This window comes from Actinomadura sp. ATCC 39365 (assembly GCF_054392275.1).
Genome location: NZ_CP184335.1, coordinates 3,457,088 through 3,481,902 on the forward strand (window position 1 = coordinate 3,457,088; position 24,815 = coordinate 3,481,902).

The window sequence follows — 24,815 nt, forward strand, 5'->3', positions numbered from 1 at the left end:
GCATGCGATCTCTGCGCGACTTCGCCGCCGGCGTCGGCTTCTTCTTCCAGGGTCTCGGCTGGGTGTCGCGGCACGGCCGGTGGTGGCTGTTCGGGCTGATCCCGGCGGTGATCGCGTTCGCCGTCTACGTGGCGGCGCTGATCCTGCTCGGCACCCACGCGCGCGACCTGGCCGAGTTCTTCACCCCGTTCGCCGACTCGTGGAGCTGGGCCGACCTGTTCCGCACGCTGGTGGGCATCGCGCTGTTCCTCGGCGGGCTGGCGCTGGCGGTGCTGACGTTCGCGGCGCTGACGCTGGCGATCGGCGAGCCGTTCTACGAACGCCTCTCGGCCGAGGCCGACCCGCTGCCCGGCGCGGTGGAGCAGCCGTGGTGGCGTACGCTCCCCCGCTCGATCAGGGACAGCCTGGTCACCCTGTTCTACGTGCTGCTGTTCACCGTGCCGCTGTTCTTCCTGGGGTTCGTGCCGGTGATCGGCCAGACGGTGGTGCCCGTGGTCGGGGCCTTCATCTCGGGGTTCTTCCTGACGGTCGAGCTGACCACGCTGGCCCTCGAACGCCGGGGGTGGCCAGGAAGGAACGCTTCGCGCTGCTGCGCCGGAACATGGCGACCACGCTGGGGTTCGGGGTGGTGGGGTTCCTGCTGTTCCTGGTGCCGTTCGTGGCGGTGGTGGCCATGCCGGCCGCGGTGGCCGGCGCCGCCCTCCTCGTACGCGCCCGCATCGCCCCCACCCCACCGCTGGACCCCACCTCCAGCCCCACCCACCTGACCCCACCAGCCTGATCCCCACCCGTGTGATCCGACCGGCCTGATCCCCACCCGCGTGGTCCCGCCCGCCTGACCTCCACCCGCGGCCCCGCCCCTGACCTGCCGGTCTGTTTCACCCCCGCGGTCGTCCACAGGGGTGGGCGTCGGGGCGCTCGTTGTCCACAGAACCGCGCTCGGGCGTTTTCGGGACGTGCCTACCCGGCACCCTTGACGCTCATGACGACCAACGCCCCGGCCCCCTGCCTCACCCTGACCAGCCCGGCCGACATCCTGGCCGCCGTCCCCTACCTGGTCGGCTTCCACCCCCACGACAGCCTGGTCGTGATCGGCCTCCACCGCGGCCAGGCCAAGGTGGCCGCGAGGTGGGACCTCCCGTTCCCCCGGGGCACCCTCGACCCCCTCACCGGCCTCCTCTCCCGTGAAGGCGTCACCGAGCTGGTCATCGTCGGCTACGGCAGCGGCGACACGGTCACGCCCGCCGTCGACGAGGCCAGGCTGCTGGCCGCCGCGTCGGAGATCCGCGTGGGCGAGGCGCTCCGCGCCCACGAAGGCCGCTACTGGTCCTACGTCTGCGACCTGCCCCGCTGCTGCCCGCCCGAAGGCACCCCGTACGACCCGACCACCAGCCAGATCGCCGCCGAGGCCACGGTGCGGGGCCTGGTCGCCCTCCCCGACCGCCGCAGTCTCGAACGCACGATCGCCCCCGCCACCGGCCCGGTCCGCCTGGCCATGCGCCAGGCCACCGCCACCGCCGTAGCCGAGGTGCGAGCCCGCCTGACGGCCGCCCCCGACCTGGACACCTTCGCCCGCGGCTACGTCGCCGAGGCGCTCGCCGAAGTCCGCGCGACGCTGACCGCCCACGCCGGCGGCGTCCGCCTCGACGACATCGCAGCCGCCCGGCTGGGCCTGGCCCTGACCGTGATCAGAGTCCGCGACGAAGCCTGGACCATGATGCGCGAGGCCCACCTGCCCCTGTGGAAAGACCTCACCCGCCGCCTGGAGCCCCGCTTCGTCCCGCCGGCCGCTTCCCTGCTGGCCATGGCGGCCTGGCGCGCGGGCGACAACATCCTGGCCACCATCGCCCTCGAACGCGCCCTCACCACCGACCCCCACTACTCGATGGCCAATCTCCTGATGCACGCCCTGCAGAGCATGCTCTCACCCGCCGTCGTCCGAGACCGCCTGCCCACCCCCGCCGAGCTCGACACCGCCATGGGCCCGGCCAACGGCGGCTGGCTGATCCCCATGCTCGGCCTGCTCGACGACGCCCCGTCGCCGCCGGGGCCCGACCGGCACCCGAAGGCGGGTGGGAGCGCATGAAGAAAGGGTGCCGGTGGCCTCCACCAGCACCCTTCCCGCCAGAACTACAGGCTGCCTTCTTCGCGGCGCCGGCGCTCGTTGTACGCCCGCATCCGAGGGGGATAGCCCGTCAGCTGCACGTCGTACACCGGTAACGCCAGATCTCGGGCCACCTTGTGGATCACCGCGGGCGACCCGACCCTGCGCCTGGTCCACTCGCCGTCGTCGGCCACCGCCACAGCGGTCGTGTCGGTGGCAAAGGTCTCAGGCTCGACGTAGAACTCGACGCCACGCCGCGAACGTGCGAAGGCGATGAGCGCTTCGATGTCGGCATCGGTCGCCTCGCGGTCGAACCGCGCGATCTTCTGCCCGCGCAGCCGACGGATACCGTAGCGGTCTCGCCATCTCATGGATCCTTTTTATACCGTCCGGAGCGCCGGTGTCGGGGATGATCTCGGGGACAGCTCGGGGTTTCTCCCGATGGCACGTCCGGCTCCGAGGACGCAGTATGAAAGTTGACTGCCGATTCCAAGGAGAGGCATGACCATCATGGCTGGGGTACCCAAGACCCCCGGGCCGGGACAGGTGCCGCCAGCTCATCTGCGCGTCACCCACCAGGACCGAGAGCACGTCGTCGAGCACGTCAAGGCCGCCTACGCGGAGGGCCGGTTCGACAAGCTGGAGTTCGACGACCGGCTGGAACGTGCGATGACCGCGCGTACCCACGGCGACCTGTTGCCCATCATGAACGAGCTGTACGGGGCGATGGCGGTGCCCAGATTCGCGCCGCCAATGCCTCGGCCGGTCCGTCCGGAACGGGCTTCGGAGAGCAACGAACGCGTCCAGGCCGCCTTCGGCCACCTGCTGATGGCCATCGGGATCCCGGTGGTGGGCCCGCTGATCCTGCTGCTCACGGCGGCCAAGACCTCTCCGTACCTGCGGCGGCAGGCGCTGGAGGCCCTGAACTTCCAGCTCACCGTGGTGGGGGCCACCTGCATCCTGCCGCTCACCGTCATCGGCATCGTGCTGCTGCCGGTGATCTGGGTCGGCGCCGTCGTCCTGGGCATCGTCGGTGGCATCTCGGCGCTGGCGGAGAGCAGCTTCCGCTACCCGCTGACGGTCCGGCTGGTCAAGTAACGCCTCCCGGCAGCACGCGGGGGAGCAAGCTCTCGGCGCAACTGCGGCGTGCGCACGGGCTGGGTAAGTGCGACGCCCGGCTGGAGCCACCGAACGGACGCACGGACTGCAGATGCGGGGTGCCTCGCGGATAGCGGATGTCGGGGGATATCCGGGAGGCTGGATCGGGACGTCCGAGGATCTGGATCAGGACCAAGAGACGTTGGGGCCGGAAACGCCGATTGGGCCCGAAGGACGTCGGGGGACGTCCGGGAATGGGCGAGACCGAGGGATCTGGGGCAGGCCCGGCGATATCGGGCCCGAGGGATGTCGGGGGACGTCCGGGGGATCCGGGGCAGGCGCCGCGATATCGGGCCCGAGAGACGTTGGGGGACGTCCGGGGCAGTCGGGGGACCTTCGGGGGCTTGGGGGCGCCCCCGGGATATCAGGGGCCGGGGGATTCGGGTCGGGGGCCCGAGACATCGGAACCGCGGTATCGGGACCGCGATTTACGAGACAGCCGAGGAACGGCTCAAGGGCCGCCGGGGGACGTCCGGGGATATCGGGGGACGTCTTCGGGCTGTCGGGGGTCAGGGGCGGGGCATTTGTGGGGGTTCGTGGGGGCGGTGCTGAGGAGGGTCCGGCCCGCCCCCGGGTGACGAACGAGCGGGGGCGGGGCCGAGGAGAGACCGGAGTCGGTCAGCGGGCCAGGACTTCGTAGCGGACGGTCATCACGCCCGCGCCCAGGCTGCCGATCGCGTCGAACGCGGCCGTGGAGAGGTCGAGGCACCGACCGCCAACGTACGGGCCGCGGTCGTTGATGCGTACGGTGACCGACGAGCCGTTACGCGGGTTGGTGACGCGGACGCGGCTGCCCAGCGGGAGGGTCTTGTGGGCGGCGGTCATGGCGGAGGGGTTGAAGCGTTCGCCACTGGCCGTCATCTGGGGCTCGCCGTAGTACGAGGCGCCACACGTCCCTGAGGACAGGACGCGGACCTTCGGCTTCGTGGCCCGGAGCTTGACCGGTTTGACGGTCTTGGCCGTCTTCTTCGCCGTGTCGGACGCTGTCGCGTCGGACGCGGCTGTGTCGGAGGCCGACGTTTCGGTGGCGTCGGGCCGGGCGGCGGCGGGGGCCTTCGGCGCGGGGGTGGCGCCGTGCGGGGAGTTCGGGACGCCCTTCGCGCTCGGCCCCGAAGCGGTGGAGGTCGAGGCGCTGGGGCTCGAAGCCGTGGGAGCCGGGGTGGTGGTCCTGGCCTGGGAGACGTTGGCCGCGACCGGCGGGTTGGGGGTGCCGGTGGACGTGGTCGCCGTGGCGGCGTCCTTGGCGGCGGTGGTGCTGGGAGCGTCGTTGCCGACGGCGGCCCAGGCGGTGGTCGATGCGGCGGCCACTACGGCGGCCCCAGCGGCGATGGCGGTCCAGCGGCGCTTGCCCGGTGAGAGCTTGCGGTCGTTGGGGGACGATTTGTGGGAGTGCTGGCCCAAGGTAAACCACGGTCCTAGCTAGGGGACAGGAAAGGGAAAGGCCAGGTCAAGGGGGGTGAGAGGCGTGTGACGGCCTGTCCGCCCGCAAGGGAGGGGGATCCGGCGGGCGAGGATGAACATATGCGACAAACAGCAGGTAAAGACAACTTAATGCGACATACAGTGACATATCTCACTTAAGGGCGCAAGAGGCCCAGAACGCCGAGCGTACGCCGAGGATCTTGGGGTTTCTGGAGAACGACAGAACTCGTCTAACACCACACCTCAGGCCATTCCGACCTCAGATCGCGAACGGCCCACGCCTGACCTAAGGCCGCGAACGGCCCAACGCGAACTCAGGGCGCGAATGGCTCAACTCAGCCTCGGGTCATGACCGAGGGAATCCGCCCGCGCCATGAACAGAGGGCCCCGGTGACAAGACCGCCAGCCCCTCCTCACCGCTCTTCAGTCGCCGCTCTGCCTGCTCCTTGGATGTGTGCAGTCCGTCCGGGGAGGGGGCGGGGGGATGCGCGGAACCCTGCTCGCCGGCCCTTGGCATGCTGATGTGCCCGCTCCCTGGATGGGCAGTCCGTTCGGGGGTGGGGAGTCCGGCGGCAAGGTGGGCAATCCCTGCTCACCGCCTTGGCGTGCCGCTCCGCCTGCGTCTGGGGCGTGCAGTCTGTTCGCGGGAGGGTGTGCGGGGGCTGCGGTGGTAAGGCGGGGCAGCATTTCATCTCTCCCGGACGTACCGTCCGTTCGGGAGAGGGAGCAGCGGGGGATTCGACGGCAACGCCGGGCAAAGCCCTCGCCTACCTCCGCGTGCCGTCACCGCTCCGGACGTACAGCCCGGCAAGCACGCGGGTCAGAGCATGAGGGAGCGGACGGTGGCTACGGTGTCGGCGTCCTCGGGGCGTTTGTCCGGGCGGTAGCGCAGCACCCGGGCGAAGCGCAGCGCCATCCCCCCGGGGTAGCGCGGCGAACGCTGCACGCCGTCGAAGGCGATCTCCACGACCAGTTCGGGCCGCAGCTTGACCGCCCATTCGTCGGTGGGGCCGTCGGCGAGTTCGAGGAAGCGTTCGGTCTGCCAGGCCAGCAGCTCGTCGGTGAGCCCCTTGAACGTCTTGCCGAGCATGACGAACCCGCCCTCGGGATCGCGCGCGCCCAGGTGGAGGTTGGACAGCTTGCCCTCGCGCCGGCCGTGGCCCCACTCGGCCGCCAGGACCACCAGGTCGAGTGTGTGCCGGGGCTTGACCTTGATCCAGCCCGCGCCGCGCCGGCCGGCCGCGTACGGGGAGGACAGGGACTTCACCACCAGGCCCTCGTGGCCCGCCTTGACCACGTCGGTGAAGAACTTCTCCGCCTCGGCCACGTCGGCGGTGATCAGCCGCGGCGTCAGCAGGCCGGGCGGGACGGCGCGGGCCAGGGCCTCCTGGCGCTGCGAGTACGGCAGGTCGAGCAGGTCGGCGCCGTCGGCGCGCAGCGCGTCGAAGAAGAACACGCTGAGCGGGGTCTGCTCGCGCAGCCTGGCGACGTCGGTCTTGCTGGAGACGCGGCTCGCGGTCACCTGGAACGGGTGGGGACGCCCGTCCGGCCGCAGCGCGAGGACCTCGCCGTCGAGCACCAGGTCGGCGGAGTCGAGCCCGAGCACCGCCTCGACCAGCTCGGGCACCTGCGCGGTGATGTCGTCGAGGGTGCGGGTGAAGACTCGCACCTGCGTGCCCGAGCGGTGGGCCTGCACGCGTACGCCGTCGAGCTTCCACTCCAGGGACGCGGGCGAGCCGGCCTTCTCCAGCGCGGCGGCCACGTTGGGCGCGCTGCCGGCGAGCATGGGGGAGACCGGCCGCCCCACCTCCAGCTTGAACGCGTGCAGCGCCGCCACGCCGCCGGTCAGCGCCGCCGCGCCCACGGCGGGCAGCCAGCCGCGCAGGGTGAGCGCCCGCCGCACCGCGGCCGACGGCGCGCCGGACGCCTTGGCCAGCGCCTCGATCATCACGCCGTCGAGGGCGCCCTGGCGCAGCTCGCCGTTGAGCAGCCTGCGCATGAACTGCTGCTCCTGGCTGGTCAGCCCGGCGAACAGCTCGGCGACCAGCGCCCTGCGCGCCGCCTGCGAGCCGGGGCCGGAGACGGCCTTGATCCGGGTCAGCAGCGCGTCGACGGCTGTGAGGGTGGCGGTGGCGGCGAGTTTGGGCTGGGGGACGTCCTCCAGCGAGCGCCAGCCCACGCCGATCTGGCGTTGCGGCAGGTCGCCCGACAGGTAGGCGATGGCGATCTCCGCCTCGTCCGGGCCGACCCGGGCGAGCAGCTCGGCCAGATGCCCGACCTTGCCCAGCCGTGCGGAGGTGCGCGTCACCGCGTCGGAGGTCCGGACCACGTCGATCAGAAGCACACCGCTATCGTGCCTCACCACGCCGACATTTCCCCACCCGATATGTCCCGGGTTTTCCAAAGCAGGGGTAGCCGGGCGGGCCGCCGTCGGCGGCCCGCCCGTTCCCGGTCTAGCTGACGCCGAGCAGGTCGACCACGAAGATCAGCGTCTCGCCGCCCTTGATGCGCGGCGGCGCGCCACGGTCGCCGTAACCGAGGTGCGGCGGGATGACGAGCTTGCGACGGCCGCCGACCTTCATCCCGGCGACCCCGCGGTCCCAGCCCGCGATGACGCGGCCGCCCCCGAGCGGGAACTCGAACGCCTGGCCGCGGTTCCACGACGCGTCGAACTCCTCCCCGGACGAGAACGAGACACCCACGTAGTGGACGCTGACGTTGTGGCCCGGCTTGGCCTCGGGGCCAGTGCCTTCGACGAGGTCGACGATCTCCAGGTCGGCGGGCGGGTTGCCCTCGGGGAAGTCGATCTCGGGCTTCTCGAGTGCCACGAATGTGCTCCTGTTGACGGTGACAATAACCCGACGACTCTATGCCGTCGGGGTACGGCCGTCGTTCATGGCCGCCTCTTCTCCCGGCGCCGGGCCGCTCGGCGGGCGCGTCGCCGGGGGCACCGGCGCCGGGAGGTCACCAGCTCTGGTGGAGCGGCATGCCCTCCGCGTAGCCGGAGGAGCTCTGGATGCCGACGACGGCCTGCTGGTGGAACTCCTCCAGGTTCGCCGCGCCCGCGTACGTGCACGACGACCGCAGGCCCGCGACGATCCCGTCGATCTGGTCCTCCACGCTGGGCCGCTTGGGGTCGAGGTACATGCGCGAGGTCGAGATGCCCTCCTCGAACAGCGCCTTCCTGGCCCGGTCGTAGGCGGAGTCCTCGGCCGTCCTGAGCCGTACGGCCCGGGAGGAGGCCATGCCGAAGTTCTCCTTGTACTTGCGCCCGTCGGCGTCGGTGCGGGCGTCGCCGGGCGACTCGTACGTGCCGGCGAACCACGAGCCGATCATCACGTTGGACGCCCCGGCCGCCAGCGCCAGGGCCACGTCACGGGGGTGCCGGACGCCGCCGTCCGCCCAGACGTGCCTGCCGAGCCGGCGGGCCTCGGCCGAGCATTCGAGCACCGCCGAGAACTGCGGACGCCCGACGCCGGTCATCATCCGCGTGGTGCACATGGCGCCCGGCCCCACGCCGACCTTGAGGATGTCGGCCCCCGCCTCGACCAGGTCGCGCACGCCCTCGGCGGTCACCACGTTGCCCGCCGCGACCGGCACGCCGGGGTCGAGCGCCCGGACGGCGCGCAGGGCGGCGATCATCTTCTCCTGGTGGCCGTGGGCGGTGTCCACGACCAGGCAGTCGGCCCCGGCCTCCAGCAGCTCCTTGGCCTTGGCGGCGACGTCGCCGTTCACGCCGACGGCCGCGGCGATGCGCAGGCGGCCCTGGGCGTCGAGCGCGGGCTGGTAGAGCGTGGCCCGCAGCGCGCCCGTACGGGTGAGGATGCCGACCAGCCGGCCCTCGTCGTCCACGATGGGGGCGAGGCGGTGGCGGCCCTCGTGCAGGCGGTCGAAGGCGCCGCGCGGGTCGAGCCCGGCGGGCAGCGTGAGCAGCTCGCTCGACATGACCTCCGACAGCTGCGTGTACATGTCCACGCCCTGGCAGTCGGCCTCGGTCACGACGCCGACGGGCCGGTTGTCCCAGTCGACGACGATGACCGCGTTGTGGGCGCGTTTGGGCAGCAGTTGCAGCGCCTCACCCACGGTGTCGTGCGGTGTGAGGGTGAGCGGCGTGTCGTGGACCAGGTCGCGCTTCTTGACCCAGTCGACCACGTCGGCGACGACGTCGAGGGGGATGTCCTGGGGGATCACGGTGATCCCGCCGCGGCGGGCCACGGTCTCGGCCATGCGGCGGCCGGCGACCGCGGTCATGTTGGCGACGACGACGGGGATCGTGGTGCCTGTGCCGTCGTTCGTGGAGAGGTCGACCGCGAGCCGCGATCCGACCGAGGAGCGCGACGGCACCATGAACACGTCGCTGTAAGTCAAATCGTAACGAGGCTCTTGGTCGTTGAGAAACTTCACGTTCATCCATCTTATGGGGTGACAGGTCTAACAAGGGGTTTCCCCCGTTCTCCGGGGCTTATGATCGGCCGGGGACACATTTGGGGGAGGTAAGTCGTGGACATCGTCGAACGGGCCGAGCTGACCGTCGTGGGCTTCGCCGTACGCACGACGAACGCCGACGAGGCGGATCCGGCCCGGGCCGCGCTGCCCGCGCTGTGGCAGCGGGCGGGCGCACCGGGGGCCTTCGCGCACGTGCCGGGCCGCATCGACGAGAACCTCTACGCGGTGCTGACCGACTACGAGAGCGACCACACCGGCGCCTACACGCAGATCGTCGGCATCGGCGTGCGCACGGTGCCGCGCCTGCCCGAGGGCATGGTGGCGGTGCGCGTGCCGGCCGCCAAGTCGATCAGGCTGGAGGCCCGCGGGCAGCTGCCGCAGGCGCTGATCGAGGCGTGGCAGCAGGTGTGGCGGCACACCGACTCGGGTGGCCAGCCCTCCCGTGCCTTCACCACGGACCTGGAGGTCCATCACTTCGAGGGCGCCGACCTCTACGTGGCCGTCTAGGCCCGGGGGTCACAGGCCGAGCGCCTCGGCCGCCGCCGCGACGGCCGTCGGCTTGACCTCCTCCAGGGGGAGGCCGGCGTACTCGACCGTGCAGTCGGCCATGCCGCCGAGCGCCAGTGTGGCGCGGATCTGCTGGGCCTGCGTGAGGTCGGGGCCGAGCAGCAGGGCGATCAGCTCGCGCCGCCATTCGAACATGCGCTGACCCAGGTCGAGGTAGGCCAGGATCGAGATGTCGCGCACCATCATCCCCGTCACGTCGCGGTGGCGCCACATGAGCTCGAAGTAGTCGTCGAGCAGCGCGCGCGGGTCGCCGGGCCGCTGCCTGGCGGTGAAGCGCTCGAAGTCCTCCACCAGCGGTTGCACGATGCTGCGCACCAGGTCGTCGCGCGAGGCGAAGTGGTAGTAGAGCGCGGGCTTGGTGATGCCCAGCCGGTCGGAGATCTGGCGCAGGCTGGTGTTCTGCACGCCCTGCTCGGCGAACAGCTCGCGGGCCACCGCCTGGATGCGGGACTTGGTGTCACTGGGCATGCCTGAAGTTTATCCCTTACCTACCGTTAAGTAAGGACGCGTGCTAGCGTGGACTTACCAACCGTTAAGTAAGGAGGGGGCCATGAAGGTCCTCGTCTCGGGCGCCAGCGTCACCGGGCCGGTGCTGGCGTACTGGCTGACCAGGTACGGCTTCGAGGTCACGGTCGTCGAACGCGCCCCGGCGCTAAGGAAGGCGGGCGGCCACGCGGTGGACCTGTTCCGGCCCGCCATGGACATCGTCGAGAAGATGGGCCTCCTGGAGCCGGTCACGGAGAAGAAGACGGGCACCGACTGGCTCACCGTCCACCGCGAGGGCCGGGCGCGGCCCGTGCGGCTGGAGCTGCGCCGCATCCTCGCCGCCGTCTCCGACCGGCACATCGAGATCATGCGCGACGACCTGAGCGAGGTCCTCTACGAGGCCACCCGGCACGACGCCGCCTACGTCTTCGGCGACTCCATCGCCTCGATCTCGCAGGACGGCGAGGTGTGCTTCGACAGCGGCCGGCAGGACCGCTTCGACCTGGTGATCGGCGCCGACGGGCTGCACTCCAACGTGCGCCGCCTGACCTTCGGCCCCGAGGAGCGCTTCGCCACCTGGATCGGCGCGTACCTCGCCGTCGCCTCCGTCCCCGACTTCCTGGGCCTCGACGGCCGGATGGAGGCCATGGCGGGCGAGGGCTACATGGCCGCCGTCTACAGCGCCGCGCACATGGACGACGCGCGGGCCGGATTCCTGTTCAGGACGCCGGAGCCGCTCGACTACCACTACCGGGACGTGGCCCGGCAGAAGGAACTGCTGCGCGAGCGGTTCGGCGGCCTCGGCTGGCAGGTCCCCAGGATCCTGGACGAGGTGGACCGCACGTCCGCCTTCTACTTCGACTCCATCACCCAGCTCAGGCTCGACTCCTGGTCACGCGGCCGGGTGACGCTGGCCGGCGACGCCGGTTACTGCCCGGGGCCGGCCGTGGGCGGCAGCACGAGCCTGGCGGTCGTGGGGGCGTACGTGCTGGCGGGCGAGCTGGCCGCGCACGGCGGCGACCACCGCACGGCCTACCCCGCCTACGAGGCCGAGATCGGCGAGTACGTGCGCCGCAGCCGCGCCTTCGCCCGCCGCGCGGCCAGGGGGATCGTCCCGGGGAGCCGCTTCGACGTGTGGGCGCTGGCCCAGGGCGTCCGGCTGGTCAACCACGTGCCGGTCGCCCTGACCAGGGCCGCGACCAAGATCAGCAGCAAGGGGGTGCGCCTGCACGACTCGATCCGCCTCAAGGACTACGCCGCCCACGCGCGGCCGGCGACGCCGTCCCGCCCCTGACGAAGGCTCAGGCCAGCACGCCCTGCTCCCGCAATTTGTCCGCCTCCGCCGCCGGCAACCCCCACGCGGACAGGTCCGCGAGGCGGGTGGCGGGCGACAGGTCCGGGGCCGGCACGCCGAGCAGGCGCGGCGCGGGCACCGGGTGGGTCACGCCGCCGACCTCGGCGAACGTGCCCCGGGCGACGTTGTGCGGGTGCCGCGCGGCCTCGGCCATGGAAAGGACGGGCGAGACGCAGGCGTCCGAGCCCTCGAACAGGGCCTCCCACTCGGCACGGGTGCGCTTGGCGAACTCCTCGGCCAGCCGGGCCTTGAGCGCGGGCCACTGCATCCTGTCGTTCCGGTCGGGCAGGCCGGTCAGGCCCATCAGGCTCACCATGGCGTCCCAGAACTGCGGTTCGAGCGAGCCGACGGCCAGGAAGCCGCCGTCGGCGGTCTCGTAGGTGTCGTACTGGGGAGCGCCGGTGTCGAGCAGGTTGGTGCCGCGCGGGCCCCAGAAGCCGCTCTGCGCGGCCTGGTAGAACATCGAGAACAGCAGGGCGGCGCCGTCCACCATGGCGGCGTCGATCACCCGGCCCTTGCCGGTGCGCTCGCGTTCGAACAGGGCCAGCAGCACGCCGTAGGCGAGCATGAGGCCGCCGCCGGCGAAGTCGCCGAGGATGTTGATCGGCGGGGTCGGCTTGCCGTCCTCGCGGCCGAGCATCGACAGCACGCCGGAGATCGCGATGTAGTCGATGTCGTGGCCGGCGGTGGGCGCGAGCGGGCCGTCCTGGCCCCAGCCCGTCATCCGGCCGTAGATCAGCCGCTCGTTCACCGCGTGCAGGTCGGCGGGGCCGATGCCGAGCCGTTCGGCGACGCCGGGACGGAAGACCTCGATCACCACGTCGGCGTTGCGGGCCAGCTCCTTGAAGGCGGCCACGCCCTCGGGTGACTTCAGGTCCAGGCCGATCGTCTGCTTCCCGCGGTCCATGACGTCCGTACGGGGTCTGTCGGAGACGGCCTTCACCCGGTCGACCCGCAGCACCTCCGCGCCGTGGTCGGCCAGCATCATCCCGGCGAACGGCCCCGGGGCCAGCCCCGCGAGCTCCAGCACGCGCACTCCGGCCAGCGGGCCGCCACTACGCTTCGACATGGACATCTCCTCGACAGTTGCGCAGGCAAACGCTCGGCTTCACGGCTCCGAACCTGCCTCAGTAGAACAACATTCGGCAAGTCGTGGCAAGCGGCCTTTTGCGTCCTTCCCGCGAACTCGTGGGAGGTATGGGAAACTTGCCCACTGTTCGGGTGGTCTACAGATCGCCGGTGTCAAGCGGCTGTCTGCAGCAGGCGCTCGCGCCGCTACAGGGGTAGGACATGGTTTCGGAGAGCAACGGGCTTGTCGCCAGGCGCTACCAGTTACTGCGCGAACTGGGCCGCGGGGGTATGGGCGTCGTCTGGGAGGGCTACGACACGCTGCTCAACCGGCAGGTGGCCATCAAGGAAGTGCTGCTGCCCGAGGGGCTGTCGCCGGGCGAGCAGGAGCGCCACCTCATGCGCACCGCCCGCGAGGCCCGTACGGCGGCCAAGCTCAACCACCCGTCCGTGGTCGCGGTCTACGACGTGGTCGAGGAGGGCGGCCGGCCCTGGATCGTCATGGAGCTGGTCGCGCACCCCTCGCTCGAAGAGGTCGTGGCCACCTCAGGGGCCCTGCCCGTACGGCAGGCGGCCGACGTGGGCCGCCAGGTGCTGTCGGCGCTCAAGGCCGCCCACGAGGCCGGGATCCTGCACAGAGACGTCAAGCCCGCCAACATCCTGCTCGCCGACGACGGCCGCGTGGTGCTGATGGACTTCGGCATCGCCACGGTCGAGGGCGACGCCTCGCTGACCAGTACGGGCATGGTGACCGGCTCGCCCAGCTTCCTGGCCCCCGAACGGGTGCGCGCGGACGAGGCCGGACCGCCCTCCGACCTGTGGTCGCTCGGCGCGACGCTGTTCGCCGCGATGGTCGGCCGCTCGCCGTTCGACCGCGGCGAGGCCATGGCGACGATCAACGCGCTGCTCAACGAGGAGCCCGACTACCGGCGCATCCCGCCGGTCATGCATCCGATCCTGAAGGGCCTGCTGCGCAAGGAGCCCGCCGACCGGGTGGACGCCGAGGAGGCCGACCGGCTGCTCGCGGCCATCGAGGTGGCGGCCAAGCCCGCCTACACCGACCTGCCGGAGAAGAAGCCGGGCAGCGGGCGCGGGCGGGCCGTGCTGGCCGTGGCCGCCGCCGCCGTGGTGGTCGTGGCGGGCGGCGCGGTCGCCTACTTCAAGCTCGCCACGCCCGCCGAGGGCGCCCCGCGCACCGCCCAGCCGGCCGCCGCGGCCAGCCCGCTGAGCCCGTCCCCCTCGCAGCAGCCCACGACGAGCCGGACGCCGTCGGCGACCCCCACGCCGACCGTGCGGCGGGTGCGCCCGGCCGTACGCGCGTGGACCTCGCGGGACGGCTGGTCGATCCTGCGCCCGATCGGCTGGCGGGGCGCGCTGCGCGAGTCCTCCACCGAGTGGACGCGCCGCGACGGCAACGCCCACCTCGGCGTCCAGGCTCTGTTCTCCAGCCTCGACGCCAACCAGATCCTGCGCGACTCGGAGGAGACGCTGCGGCAGGAGGGCCAGGAGGTGATCAGCCGCGGCCGCCGCGTGGTCGACCACCGGGGCGTCAAGGCGGTCGAGTGGGAGTTCTCCTGGACCGCCGCCAGCGCCGCCGGCACGCACTGGATCAGGCCGGGCATGACCTACCACGAGGTGCGCCGCGCGGTGGTGTCCGGCGAGACGGCCTACATCCTGTCCTGGACGGTCGCCCAGGACCAGTGGCTGCGCAACAGGGGACTGATGCGACAGGTGATCGACAGCTTTACTGTGAAGGCATGAGCCCCTGGAACCTGCTCGCCCTGCCGCCGCTCCCCGAGGAGGCGACGCGCGGTCTGCTCGCCCCGCTCGGCGACCGGGTGACGGTCCGCGTGCCCGCCACCCGTGACCGGGCCGGGCTGCTGGCCGCGCTGCCCGAGGCCGAGATCGTGCTCGGCGACTGGACCTCCACGCTCGTGCTCGACGCCGAGGCGGTCAAGCACGCGCCCGCGCTGGCCTTCGTGCAGCAGCCCTCCGTGGGCGTCGACGGCCACGACCTGGCCGCCCTGGCCGAGGCCGGGGTGCCGCTGGCCAACACGCCTGGCGTCAGCGCCGTCGCGGTGTCGGAGTGGTGCCTGGCCGCCACGCTGTCCCTGTCGCGCCGGCTGGGGGCCGCCGACGCCGCCGTACGCGCGGGGGAGTGGCCGCAGCAGGGCCTGCGCCCGCGCGAGCTGAGCGGCCGCCGGGTCGGCGTCGTCGGGTACGGACCGATCGGCGAGAACTGCGTGCGCCTGTTCGGCGCCCTGGGCTGCGAGGTCTTCTACTGGACCAGGTCCCCGCGGCAGGCGCCCGGCCGCGCCGACCTGGAGACGCTGGTGACCGGCAGCGACGTGCTGGTCGTGGTGATCGCGCTGTCGGAGGAGACCCGCGGGCTGATCGACCCGCGCCGCATGAAGCGGGGTGCGCTGCTGGTCAACGCGGCCAGGGGCGGCGTCGTCGACCAGGCGGCGCTGGTCGCCGCGCTGCGCGACGGGCACCTCGGCGGGGCCGCGCTCGACGTGTTCGACACCGAGCCGCTGCCCGCCGGCGATCCGCTACGCGATCTGCCGGACGTGCTGCTGTCGCCGCACGCCGCCGGGGTGACGCCCGAGGCGACGACGCGCCTGCTCACGGCCACGCTGGACAACCTCACAGCGGCACTGGAGGGACGAGAAGTGCATGCCGTGCTCAATGGGGTCTCACCCCTGGTTCGCAGGAGATTTCCGCATTTGCCTGCCACATAGGCGTTTCACCTGGCACGATGAACAGTTTTCGTGTCTTTAACGACCCCGGTCTGTTCGAGCCGGGCTGCGGGAGATACGGTCTTACGGACGATCTCTACCAGCTCAAGGGGGTGCTTCCGTGACGACGACGATGTCGACACACCAACGGGCAGTAGAGCAGATCCGGCAGTCCTACGCCGAGATCCCCGGCGACGCCGCTCCCCGGTTGGCCAAGTCCACGTCCAACCTGTTCAGGTTCCGTGACGGAGGCAGGACGGCCAAGCTGTCGGCCAGAGACCTCGACGAGGTCATCAGCGTCGACCCGGCGACGATGACGGCCGAGGTCCAGGGCATGACCACGTACGAGCACCTCGTCGAGGCCACGTTGCCGCACGGGCTCATGCCGTACGTGGTGCCGCAGCTCAAGACGATCACGCTCGGCGGCGCCGTGACCGGCCTCGGCATCGAGTCGACCAGCTTCAGGGACGGTCTCCCGCACGAGTCGGTGGAGGAACTGGAGATCCTCACCGGCGACGGCCGCATCATCGTGGCCCGCGACGACAACGAGCACCAGGATCTGTTCCGCGCCTTCCCCAACTCCTACGGGACGCTCGGCTACGCCCTGCGCATCCGGATCAAGCTCCGCAAGGTCCAGCCGTACGTGCACCTGACGCACATCAGGTTCACCGACGCGGCCAAGTGCATGCTGGCCATGCAGGAGATCTGCGACAGCATGGTGCACGACGGCGAGCAGGTCGACTTCGTGGACGGCGTCTTCTTCGACCCGGAGGAGATGTACATCACGCTGGGCCGCTTCGCCGACCGCGCGCCCTACGTCTCCGACTACACCGGCATGCGCATCTACTACCAGTCGATCAGGCAGCGCAGCCGCGACTGGCTGAGCATCCACGACTACCTGTGGCGCTGGGACACCGACTGGTTCTGGTGCTCGCGGGCGTTCGGCGTGCAGCAGCCGGTGGTCCGCTCGCTGATGCCGCGCCGCTGGATGCGCTCCGACGTCTACCGCAGGCTCGTCGCCCTCGACCGGCGGACCGGCCTGACCGCCCGCGTCGACCGCTGGCGCGACCAGCCCGTCCAGGAGTCGGTCATCCAGGACGTCGAGGTGCCGATCGAGCGCGGCGCGCAGTTCCTGGAGTTCTTCCACGACAAGGTGGGCATGACCCCCGTCTGGATGTGCCCGCTGCGGGCGAGCTCCCAGTGGCCGCTGTACCCGCTGGAGCCGGGCAAGCTCTACGTCAACTTCGGCTTCTGGGGCATGGTCCCGCTGCCGCGCGGCCAGTTCGACGGCTACTACAACAGGCTCATCGAGGACTCGGTACACGAGCTGGACGGCCACAAGTCGCTCTACTCGACCTCCTTCTACGCCCGTGAGCAGTTCTGGGAGCTGTACAACGGTGATGCTTATTGGCCGGTCAAGCGGGAATACGACCCGAACGGTCGCCTGCTGGACCTGTACGAAAAGTGTGTACGGGGAAGGTGAGCATGGCTCTCGCAAGCATCTTTGAGAAGATCGTCGGCTCTGAAGCGAACATCTCGTTCATGGCCTACGACGGCAGCAAGGCCGGTCCCGACGGAGCTGACCTCGGTCTTGAGGTCAAGTCGCCCATCGCGGTGGCCTACCTGGCGCAGGCCCCCGGGGAACTGGGCCTGGCCAGGGCGTACATCTCCGGCCACATCGACGTGCACGGCGACCTGTACACCCTGCTCGACCGCATGTGGAACATCACCACCAACGACCTGACCGCGGGCGAGAAGCTCGCCGCCGTACGGTCGCTGGGCGTCAAGCCGCTGCTCATGCGGGTGCCGCCGCCCCCGCAGGAGGTGCGCCAGAGCGCCCTGGCCCGGCTCGGCTCGCGGCACGCCAAGCAGCGTGACGCCGAGGCGATCCACCACCACTACGACGTGTCCAACCGGTTCTACCGGTGGGTGCTGGGGCCGTCCATGGCCTACACGTGCGCGACCTACCCCGAGGAGGGCGCGACGCTGGAGGAGGCCCAGTACACGAAGTTCGACCTGGTGGCCAGGAAGCTCGACCTCAAGCCGGGCATGCGCCTGCTCGACGTCGGCTGCGGCTGGGGCGGCATGGTCATCCACGCCGCCAAGCACTACGGCGTCAAGGCGCTGGGCGTGACGCTGAGCCGCCAGCAGGCCGAGTGGGCCCAGAAGGCGATCGCCGACGCGGGCCTCCAGGACCTCGCCGAGGTGCGCTTCATGGACTACCGCGACGTGCGGGAGACCGGCTTCGACGCGGTCAGCTCCATCGGCCTGACCGAGCACATCGGCAAGGACAACGTGCCGTCGTACTTCGAGTTCCTGTACGGCAAGCTCAAGCCCGGCGGCCGGCTGCTCAACCACTGCATCACCCGTCCGACGGGCAAGGAGAAGACGTTCAACAAGGGCGGCTTCATCAACCGCTACGTCTTCCCCGACGGCGAGCTGGAGTCCGTGGGCTGGCTGGTCAGGCAGATGGAGGACATCGGCTTCGAGATCCGCCACGAGGAGAACCTGCGCGAGCACTACGCCAAGACCCTGCGCCACTGGTGCGACAACCTCGACGCCAACTGGGACGAGGCCGTCCAGGAGGTCGGGATGGGCACGGCCAGGGTGTGGGCCCTGTACATGGCGGGCTGCATCGTGGGCTTCGAGCGCAACAAGGTCCAGCTGCACCAGGTGCTGGGCGTCAAGCTCGACGACGACGGCCGGTCCGGCGTGCAGCTGCGTCCGGCGGTCAGCTGGCCGTGACGGGCGGGAGAGGGCCCGTCGCCCTCTCCCCACGGTTCACCCCGCCACGCCGAAGGGGTTGTCGATGACGTACCGCCAGCGGCCGTCCTGGCCGCGGCGGGCGACGTCGGTGGCGGTGCCCTCGATGTGCACCGGCTGCCCGTCGTGGCCGGTGCCGTCGATGACCCAGTCGACGATCAGCAGCGCCAGGTCGCCGGTCGCGTAGACGTGCCGCGGCCGGACCGCGATCGGTAGCCCGAGCGCCTGGAACCGTTCGTTGGCGGCGCGGGCCGCCGCGCCGGTCAGGCCGGTCCCCGGCTCGGGGACGAACACGGCCGCGCTCTCGTACACCTCCGCCAGGGCCGCCGGGTCGCCCGTGTTGAACCGCTCGGCGAACACCGCGGGCACGTCCTCGGGGCGTTCGGCCAGTAGCCTCGTCATCGTCGCACGTCCTCTCGCAATCAGATCTCAGGTGGACGCGGCACACGTTAGGAGGCGCTCTCGTGACTTCCCAAACGGTTGGTCACCCGGGCCTGCCGGACGATCCTCGCGCCGAGGTCGCCGCGCCGAGCCCGTCCTGTCCGGTGGAGATCACCCTCGCGGCCCTGCACGGCCGCTGGACGACCCTGGTGGTCCGTGAGCTCCTGCACGGCGAGCGCACCTTCAGCGAGCTGCGCCGGGCCCTGCCCGCGCTGTCGGACAAGGTGCTGTCCGAGCGGCTGGCCCACCTGACGGGGGCGGGCGTGCTCGACCGCCGCTGGGAATCCGGCTGGCCGCCGCGGGTCCACTACGCGCTCACCCCGCGCGGCCGCCGCCTCGGCCCGGTGCTCCAGGCACTCTGGGACTGGGGCGCCGAAACCCCCTGACGAACGCGCTCGCCTGGCGGGACATCTGCCACGCTCGCGGTTTGTCCGGGGTCAGAGGTGGCCCACGGCGGCGACGGGCGTGCGGGTGTGCGGGCACGACCACGTCGCGACGCCGTCCACCACCGTCGCGGCCAGCGGGTGGGTGCCGGGATGCTCGGGGCACTCCGGCCACACCGCGGGCAGCCCCTGCGCCCACAGCGCCTCGACCGCCCACTCCTGCGCCTGGTCGGCCAGGTCGGCCACCTGCTCGGCCGGGTCGCCGCCGGCGTCGAGGCGCAGGCCCACGCCGCTGCCGTCGGGCGCGAACAGCATGAGCAGCCGCTCGCCGCCCCACAGCGGCCTCTCCTCCCGCAGGTCCGGGCGCACCCCGCAGGTGGCGCGCAGGTCACGCAGCACGGGCAGCAGCGCGTCGGGGATCGGCTCGTCCACATCCCGGATCCTAGACGTCCCCCGGCCGGGTCCCTGAACGGCGCTTGGCATCGCCCGGCGTAGCGTGGTGTCACGGTCGAGGGAGGGACGGACGGTGACGGCTGGGAACAAGGTTCGGGTGCGCCGGGTCTACGAGGAGCCCGCGCCGGACGACGGCGCCCGGGTGCTGGTCGACCGGCTGTGGCCGCGCGGGCTGGCCAAGGCCGACGCCCACCTCGACGAATGGTGCAAACAGGTCGCCCCCTCCACCGAGCTGCGTACCTGGTACCGGCACGAGCCCGACCGGTTCGCGGAGTTCGGCCACCGCTACCGGGACGAGCTGGCCGAGCCGGAGCGGGCCGAGGCGGTGGCGCACCTGCGCGAGCTCGCCGGGAAGGGCCCGCTGACCCTGCTCACCGCCACCAAGGAGCCCGAGATCAGCGAGGCCGCGGTGCTCGCCGAACTGCTCGGCGCCTGACCACGGGGAACGCTCAGAAGGCGGAGGTTCCGCCGGCGGCCAGGTCGTCGATCGTGCGGCTGAGGAAGTGCCAGCTCAGCTCGGCGTCGCGGGTGTGGCCGTGCGGGGCGCGGAACAGGGCGACGTACCCGGCCACGTCGTCGAGGCTCCAGCGCAGCCGGTAGAGGGCCAGGGCGGCGGGGTCGGGCGTACGGCCGGTGGCGGCCGCGTACCTGGCCAGGTCGTCGGGGGTCCTGGCGACCAGCCACAGGTCCCGTTCCGGTACGGCCAGGCCGACGGTGTCCCAGTCGACCAGCAGGCAGCGGCCCTCGTGCCGGAGCAGGTTGCCGGGGTGCGGTTCGCCGTGGGTGACGACGGGAGGGCCGAGGTCGCGGCAGCCGCGGTCGAAGTCGCGCAGCCGGGCGTGCAGGGTTCCGGCGTGGCGGGCGAGCAGGGCCCTGGCGGGCTCGGCGTACGGGCCGCCGGTCCACGGGCGGCCGGTCTCGGCGAGAGCCCGCTCCAGCGCCGCCCGTCCGGCCGGCTGCAGCGGGCGGGACGGGGTCGACGGGGGCGGGGCCGTGGCGTGCAGCTCGGCCAGCAGGTCGATGACCTGGGCGCGGTCGTGTTCGGCCGGCTCGTCGTCGAAGCCGCCGGTGACGCCGTCGACGAACGGGAAGACGCTCAGCGCGTAGCGGGCGGCGAGCGGGCGGAGCAGCGCGCCGCCGTCGAGGTCCGGCACGGGCGCGACCACGAACTTCAGGGTCGCGGACAGCGCCGCCGCCGTCTCCAGCGCCCGCCCCAGCTCCCCGAACGCCACGCGTGCCACCCCGTCCAGGCCACCGGCCGCTTCGCGGGGGAGGGTGGCGGCGGTGAGGAACCAGCGTCGTCCGTCGGCGCCGGTCGCGATCCAGTGGTGGTCGCCGAAGCCCACCGGCGCGTACGCCAGCCCGACGGCCTTGATCCCCCACGCCTCCAGGGCGGGCACCAGCAGCGATTCGTCCAGATCCGCGGGCCTGTCACGCATCCGGCCACATTAGCGGCCGCCCTCGCCGCCCGGCATCCCGATTAACAGCTCCATGGCCGCGAGCACGTCGTCCACCGCCAGGTCGGCCGGGGGAGCCGCCGCGCCCGTCCCGCGGTCGATCCAGATCGTCCGCAATCCGGCCGCGCGTCCGCCCGCGATGTCCTTGTCCGGGTCGTCGCCCACCATCCACCCGCCCCCCGGCACGGCTCCGCACCGGTCGGCGGCGATCCGGAACAGCCGCGCGCCGGGTTTCCGCACGCCCTCCGCGCCGGAGATCGCCCACCCGTCCACCCGCTCGGCCAGCCCGGTACGCCGGATCTTGCCCGTCTGGTTGTCGGCCATGCCGTTCGTCACGATCCCGACCGCCCACCCCGCCGCCCGCAGCCGGTCGAGCCCCGCCAGCACCTCGGCACGGCACTCCACCAGGTACGGCAGCCTGGCCCGGTAGGCCCGCCACAACTCCTCGACGGGCTCGGCAAGCGTGAAGCGCTCGCGTACGCGGGCGAAGAAGACGTCCATCGGCACGGACCCGTCGGCGTCCAGCCGTACCAGCCAGTCCACGGCGTCGGCGCCCAGCCCGCGCGCCTCGGCGAACTCGGCCGCCCACAGCCGGAACGCGGCCAGCCGGTCGATCAGCGTGTTGTCCAGGTCGAACAGCACGAGCGGCCGCGCCTTGGCGACCGGCTCGGTGGTCGGCGCGGCCGGAAGGCGCGGGCCGGGGCCCGCGCCGTGGCCGGTCAGCGGAGCTCGCGCTTGAGGATCTTGCCCGTCGCCGTCATCGGCAGGGCGTCGCGGAACTCGACGATCCTCGGGTACTTGTAGGCCGCCATGTTCTCCCTGGCCCACGCGATCAGCTCGTCCTCGGTGACCGACGAGCCGGGCGTGCGGATGACGTACGCCTTGACCTCCTCGCCGTGCGACTCGTGCGGGACGCCCACGACCGCCGCCAGCGACACCGCCTCGTGGGTCATGAGCACCTCCTCCAGCTCGCGCGGATAGACGTTGAAGCCGCCACGGATGATCATGTCCTTGGCCCGGTCGATGATGGCGTAGTAGCCGTCGGCGTCGCGGGTGGCGATGTCGCCGGTGCGGAACCAGCCGTCCTTGAGCACCTCGGCCGTCGCCTCCGGGCGGCCGTAGTAGCCCTTCATGACGTTGTGGCCGCGGATGGCGATCTCGCCGGGGCCCTCGCCCTCGACCGTCTTCCAGTCGCCGTCGATCAGCTTCATCTCCACGCCCCAGATGGGCGTGCCGATCGTGCCGGGCTTGGTGGGCCGTCCGAGCTGGTTGAAGCTGGCCACGGGGGAGGTTTCCGACAGGCCGTACCCCTCCAGGATGCCGATGCCGAAGGTCTGCTCGAAGTCCTTCAGCACCTCCACCGGCGAGGACGCGCCGCCGGCCACGGCCACCTTCAGGCTGCGCGGCACCTCGGCGCCCTCGGCGTGGATCTTCGTCAGCATGCCCCAGTACATCGTCGGGACGCCGGCGAAGGTCGTCACGTTCTCCTTGCTCATGAGCTCCAGGGCCTCGCCCGGCTCGAAGCGCGGCATCAGCACGACCGTCGCGCCGCGCATGAAGGCGGTGTTCATGACGGTCGTCTGGCCGAAGGAGTGGAACAGCGGCAGCACCGCGAGGTAGGTGTCGCCGCCCTCGCTGCGGGGGAACATCCGGTCGCTGATCAGGGCGTTCATCAGCATGTTCTGGTGGCTGAGCTCGGCGCCCTTGGGCTGGCCCGTGGTGCCCGAGGTGTAGAGGATCACGGCGGTGTCCTCGGGGTCGGTCTGCACCGTCTCGAAGTCGGCCGGCACGCCGTTGAGCGCCGCCCACACCGTCTCGCCGTACGGGGACTCGGTGGCCAGCGCGGTGGCGGGCAGCACGAAGAAGTGCTCGCAGCCGTCCGCGGCCTCGAAGCCCGCCTTGCCGCGCTCGCCCAGCGGCAGCTCCGGCGAGCCCTCGAAGCAGAACAGCGCCTTGGCGTCGCTGTCGTCGAGGTGGTAGGCGATCTCCCGGCCCTGCAGCAGCACGTTGAGCGGCACCACGGTGGCGCCGGCCTTGAGGATGCCGAAGTAGACGAACGGGAAGTACGGCAGGTTGGGACAGGCCAGCGCCACCTTGTCACCCTTGCCGATGCCCCGCGACACCAGCAGGTTCGCCACCTGGCGGGCGACAGTGTCGATCATGCCGTACGGCAGGCGCATGTCGCCGAAGACGATGGCCGTGCCGTCGGGGTTGTTTCTGGCGCTGTCCTCCAGGACGACCGACAAGTTGAGCATGAACGCCTTCCTCCTCTGTACGCGCTTGCCGCCATCTTGGCAGCCCCACATACCGACCGGTAGGTAACAGAGGTTACAGATGCATATGGACGCGCCAGCTCACCTGGAGTAAGCAAGTGACAGGTTACTTAGCCCCCTGGAGTGCTCATGCAGTACGACTACGTGATCGTCGGAGCGGGGTCCGCCGGGTGCGTGCTGGCCAACCGGCTGTCGGCGGACCCGTCGGTGTCGGTGGCGCTGGTCGAGGCGGGCGGGCATGACGACAAGCTGGAGATCCGCATGCCGGCCGGCTTCGCCAAGCTGTTCAAGACCGACTACGACTGGAACTTCACGACGGCCAAGCAGGGCGAGATGTCCGGCCGCGAGCTCTACTGGCCGCGCGGGCGGGTGATCGGCGGCTCGTCCTCGCTCAACGCGCAGATGTGGGTGCGCGGCTGCCAGGAGGACTACGACCAGTGGGGCGTGCCCGGCTGGACGTACGAGGAGGTCCTGCCCTACTTCACCAGGGCCGAGCAGCGCGTCGGCAGCAACCACGGCGGCGTCTACGGCACCTCCGGCCCGCTCTACGTCTCCGAGCTGCGCAGCCCCAACGTCACCACGGCGGCCTTCCTGCGGGCCTGCGAGGAGCTGGGCCTGACCCGGCTGGCGGAGCTGAACGGCCGCTCCAACGAGGGCTACTGCCCCACCCCCGTGACCCAGAACCGCGGCCGCAGGTGGAGTGCGGCCGACGCCTACCTGCGCCCGGCCGCCGCCAGGCCCAACCTCACCGTGCTCACCGGCGCGACCGTGGACCGCGTGGTGTTCGAGGGCTCCCGCGCCGTCGGCATCGAGCACAGCGGCGGCACCCTGGTCAGGGCGGCGAAGGAGGTCGTCCTGTCGGCGGGGGCGATCGGCTCGCCGTACCTGCTGATGCGTTCCGGGGTGGGCGCGGCCGAGGAGCTGCGCGACGCGGGGGTGCCGGTCGTGCGCGAGCTGCCCGAGGTCGGCAAGAACCTCCAGGACCACCTCGCCTCCGGCGTGTACGTCGAGTGCAAGGAGCCGGTGACGCTGACCAAGGCCGAGTCCCTGGTGAACCTGCTGCGCTACATCGTGCTGCGCTCGGGCATGCTCACCACGAACGTCGGCGAGGCGGTCGCCTTCGTCAGGACCTCGGCCGAGGAGCCCGCCCCCGACATCGAGCTCGTCTTCGCCCCCGGCCCGTTCGTCGACCACGGGCTCACCCCGCCGACCGGCCACGGCCTGACCGTCGGCGTCGTCCTGCTGCAGCCGGAGAGCCGCGGCCGGGTCGGGCTGAGCGGCCGGGACGTGCTGATCGACCCCGGCTACCTGAGCGCGGAGGCCGACGTCAAACGCCTGGTCGCCGGGCTCAGGACGGCCAAGCAGGTGTTCGCGACGAGCGCGATGAAGCGCTACGCGGGCGGCCCGATGGCGCCGTACTGGGGGCCGGAGAGCGACGAGGAGCTGGCCCAGTGGGTGCGCGAACGCGGCGAGACCCTCTACCACCCGGTCGGCACCTGCCGGATGGGCACCGACGAGGGGTCGGTCGTGGACCCGTCGCTCCGGGTGCGCGGCCTCGAAGGGCTCAGGGTGGTGGACGTGTCCGTCATGCCGACGCTCAACCGCGGCCACACGCACGCCCCCGCGATCATGATCGGCGAGAAGGGCTCCGAGCTGATCCTGGGGAACCGGTAGCCGGGCGCCGCGACGCGGCGGACCTTGA

24 protein-coding genes are annotated in these 24,815 nt (G+C 71.6%); 12 read left to right on the forward strand and 12 right to left on the reverse strand.

Annotated features, from left to right (window positions below):
- Positions 1 to 2 precede the first annotated feature (2 nt).
- Together ACNF49_RS17265 and ACNF49_RS17270 are read left to right on the forward strand one after the other, a co-directional pair.
- Entirely contained in the window at positions 3 to 767 is a 765-nt protein-coding gene (locus tag ACNF49_RS17265; RefSeq protein WP_482944320.1) for an EI24 domain-containing protein, read from the forward strand.
- Between the two features lie 215 nt (positions 768 to 982).
- Positions 983 to 2,086 (forward strand): DUF4192 domain-containing protein, encoded by a 1,104-nt coding sequence (locus ACNF49_RS17270; protein ID WP_482944321.1) that lies wholly within the window; start codon positions 983 to 985, stop codon positions 2,084 to 2,086.
- A gap of 44 nt (positions 2,087 to 2,130) precedes the next feature.
- Here the strand turns inward: ACNF49_RS17270 and ACNF49_RS17275 are convergent, their stop codons facing one another.
- The gene (locus ACNF49_RS17275; RefSeq protein WP_352327808.1) at positions 2,131 to 2,475 is read right to left on the reverse strand and encodes a hypothetical protein; all 345 of its coding nucleotides are present in this window, start codon (positions 2,473 to 2,475) and stop codon (positions 2,131 to 2,133) included.
- Positions 2,476 to 2,605: 130 nt separating this feature from the next.
- Here ACNF49_RS17275 and ACNF49_RS17280 point away from each other — a divergent pair, with 130 nt between their 5' ends.
- Positions 2,606 to 3,202: a DUF1707 and DUF4870 domain-containing protein gene (locus ACNF49_RS17280; protein WP_357984882.1), complete on the forward strand. Its 597-nt coding sequence runs from the start codon at positions 2,606 to 2,608 to the stop codon at positions 3,200 to 3,202.
- 678 nt (positions 3,203 to 3,880) lie between these two features.
- Here the strand turns inward: ACNF49_RS17280 and ACNF49_RS17285 are convergent.
- The 4 genes from ACNF49_RS17285 to ACNF49_RS17300 all read right to left on the reverse strand — a co-directional run bounded on the left by ACNF49_RS17285 (position 3,881) and on the right by ACNF49_RS17300 (position 9,088).
- Positions 3,881 to 4,663 carry a septal ring lytic transglycosylase RlpA family protein gene (locus ACNF49_RS17285; protein ID WP_482944322.1) on the reverse strand — a complete coding sequence of 261 codons (783 nt, stop codon included), beginning with the start codon at positions 4,661 to 4,663 and terminating at the stop codon, positions 3,881 to 3,883.
- A gap of 841 nt (positions 4,664 to 5,504) precedes the next feature.
- Positions 5,505 to 7,028, reverse strand: coding sequence for an ATP-dependent DNA ligase (locus ACNF49_RS17290; protein WP_482944323.1), 1,524 nt, complete (start codon positions 7,026 to 7,028; stop codon positions 5,505 to 5,507).
- Positions 7,029 to 7,137: 109 nt separating this feature from the next.
- Complete coding sequence (locus tag ACNF49_RS17295) at positions 7,138 to 7,512, reverse strand: FKBP-type peptidyl-prolyl cis-trans isomerase (RefSeq protein ID WP_352357863.1); 375 nt, start codon at positions 7,510 to 7,512, stop codon at positions 7,138 to 7,140.
- Positions 7,513 to 7,648: 136 nt separating this feature from the next.
- Positions 7,649 to 9,088, reverse strand: coding sequence for a GuaB1 family IMP dehydrogenase-related protein (locus ACNF49_RS17300; RefSeq protein ID WP_357965821.1), 1,440 nt, complete (start codon positions 9,086 to 9,088; stop codon positions 7,649 to 7,651).
- A gap of 96 nt (positions 9,089 to 9,184) precedes the next feature.
- Between ACNF49_RS17300 and ACNF49_RS17305 the strand changes: the two genes are divergently transcribed.
- A complete protein-coding gene (locus ACNF49_RS17305; RefSeq protein ID WP_482944324.1) occupies positions 9,185 to 9,637 on the forward strand; it encodes a GyrI-like domain-containing protein in 453 nt (150 codons plus the stop codon).
- Positions 9,638 to 9,646: 9 nt separating this feature from the next.
- Here the strand turns inward: ACNF49_RS17305 and ACNF49_RS17310 are convergent, their stop codons facing one another.
- The gene (locus ACNF49_RS17310) at positions 9,647 to 10,165 is read right to left on the reverse strand and encodes a TetR/AcrR family transcriptional regulator (RefSeq protein WP_482944325.1); all 519 of its coding nucleotides are present in this window, start codon (positions 10,163 to 10,165) and stop codon (positions 9,647 to 9,649) included.
- An 82-nt stretch (positions 10,166 to 10,247) separates the two neighbouring features.
- Between ACNF49_RS17310 and ACNF49_RS17315 the strand changes: the two genes are divergently transcribed.
- On the forward strand, positions 10,248 to 11,477 hold the full coding sequence (locus ACNF49_RS17315) for an FAD-dependent monooxygenase (protein WP_482944326.1): 1,230 nt from the start codon (positions 10,248 to 10,250) through the stop codon (positions 11,475 to 11,477).
- A gap of 7 nt (positions 11,478 to 11,484) precedes the next feature.
- On the opposite strand, the gene ACNF49_RS17320 is transcribed toward ACNF49_RS17315, so the two are convergent.
- Positions 11,485 to 12,606, reverse strand: a complete 1,122-nt coding sequence (locus tag ACNF49_RS17320) for a CaiB/BaiF CoA transferase family protein (protein ID WP_482944327.1) — start codon at positions 12,604 to 12,606, stop codon at positions 11,485 to 11,487.
- Between the two features lie 221 nt (positions 12,607 to 12,827).
- Here ACNF49_RS17320 and ACNF49_RS17325 point away from each other — a divergent pair, with 221 nt between their 5' ends.
- The 4 genes from ACNF49_RS17325 to ACNF49_RS17340 all read left to right on the forward strand — a co-directional run bounded on the left by ACNF49_RS17325 (position 12,828) and on the right by ACNF49_RS17340 (position 18,088).
- A complete protein-coding gene (locus tag ACNF49_RS17325; RefSeq protein WP_357965809.1) occupies positions 12,828 to 14,366 on the forward strand; it encodes a serine/threonine-protein kinase in 1,539 nt (512 codons plus the stop codon).
- A complete protein-coding gene (locus tag ACNF49_RS17330) occupies positions 14,363 to 15,346 on the forward strand; it encodes a 2-hydroxyacid dehydrogenase (RefSeq protein WP_482944328.1) in 984 nt (327 codons plus the stop codon). Before ACNF49_RS17325 ends, ACNF49_RS17330 begins: the two co-directional genes overlap by 4 nt.
- 130 nt (positions 15,347 to 15,476) lie before the next feature.
- Entirely contained in the window at positions 15,477 to 16,826 is a 1,350-nt protein-coding gene (locus ACNF49_RS17335) for an FAD-binding oxidoreductase (protein WP_357965882.1), read from the forward strand.
- A 2-nt stretch (positions 16,827 to 16,828) separates the two neighbouring features.
- Positions 16,829 to 18,088, forward strand: a complete 1,260-nt coding sequence (locus tag ACNF49_RS17340) for a class I SAM-dependent methyltransferase (RefSeq protein ID WP_357965804.1) — start codon at positions 16,829 to 16,831, stop codon at positions 18,086 to 18,088.
- 36 nt (positions 18,089 to 18,124) lie between these two features.
- Here the strand turns inward: ACNF49_RS17340 and ACNF49_RS17345 are convergent, their stop codons facing one another.
- A complete protein-coding gene (locus tag ACNF49_RS17345) occupies positions 18,125 to 18,508 on the reverse strand; it encodes a YybH family protein (RefSeq protein ID WP_482944329.1) in 384 nt (127 codons plus the stop codon).
- A 62-nt stretch (positions 18,509 to 18,570) separates the two neighbouring features.
- On the opposite strand from ACNF49_RS17345, the gene ACNF49_RS17350 reads away from it, so the two are divergent.
- Complete coding sequence (locus ACNF49_RS17350) at positions 18,571 to 18,933, forward strand: winged helix-turn-helix transcriptional regulator (RefSeq protein WP_482944330.1); 363 nt, start codon at positions 18,571 to 18,573, stop codon at positions 18,931 to 18,933.
- A 51-nt stretch (positions 18,934 to 18,984) separates the two neighbouring features.
- Here the strand turns inward: ACNF49_RS17350 and ACNF49_RS17355 are convergent, their stop codons facing one another.
- Positions 18,985 to 19,362: a hypothetical protein gene (locus tag ACNF49_RS17355; protein ID WP_482944331.1), complete on the reverse strand. Its 378-nt coding sequence runs from the start codon at positions 19,360 to 19,362 to the stop codon at positions 18,985 to 18,987.
- Between the two features lie 94 nt (positions 19,363 to 19,456).
- Here ACNF49_RS17355 and ACNF49_RS17360 point away from each other — a divergent pair, with 94 nt between their 5' ends.
- Positions 19,457 to 19,819, forward strand: a complete 363-nt coding sequence (locus ACNF49_RS17360) for a DUF488 domain-containing protein (RefSeq protein ID WP_482944332.1) — start codon at positions 19,457 to 19,459, stop codon at positions 19,817 to 19,819.
- 13 nt (positions 19,820 to 19,832) lie between these two features.
- On the opposite strand, the gene ACNF49_RS17365 is transcribed toward ACNF49_RS17360, so the two are convergent.
- The 3 genes from ACNF49_RS17365 to ACNF49_RS17375 form a co-directional block, all read right to left on the reverse strand.
- Complete coding sequence (locus ACNF49_RS17365) at positions 19,833 to 20,822, reverse strand: phosphotransferase (RefSeq protein WP_482944333.1); 990 nt, start codon at positions 20,820 to 20,822, stop codon at positions 19,833 to 19,835.
- A 9-nt stretch (positions 20,823 to 20,831) separates the two neighbouring features.
- Positions 20,832 to 21,482, reverse strand: a complete 651-nt coding sequence (locus ACNF49_RS17370; protein WP_482944334.1) for an HAD family hydrolase — start codon at positions 21,480 to 21,482, stop codon at positions 20,832 to 20,834.
- A gap of 77 nt (positions 21,483 to 21,559) precedes the next feature.
- Positions 21,560 to 23,095: a long-chain-fatty-acid--CoA ligase gene (locus ACNF49_RS17375; protein ID WP_482944335.1), complete on the reverse strand. Its 1,536-nt coding sequence runs from the start codon at positions 23,093 to 23,095 to the stop codon at positions 21,560 to 21,562.
- 147 nt (positions 23,096 to 23,242) lie between these two features.
- On the opposite strand from ACNF49_RS17375, the gene ACNF49_RS17380 reads away from it, so the two are divergent.
- The gene (locus tag ACNF49_RS17380; RefSeq protein ID WP_482944336.1) at positions 23,243 to 24,787 is read left to right on the forward strand and encodes a GMC family oxidoreductase; all 1,545 of its coding nucleotides are present in this window, start codon (positions 23,243 to 23,245) and stop codon (positions 24,785 to 24,787) included.
- The last annotated feature ends 28 nt before the right edge of the window (positions 24,788 to 24,815 follow it).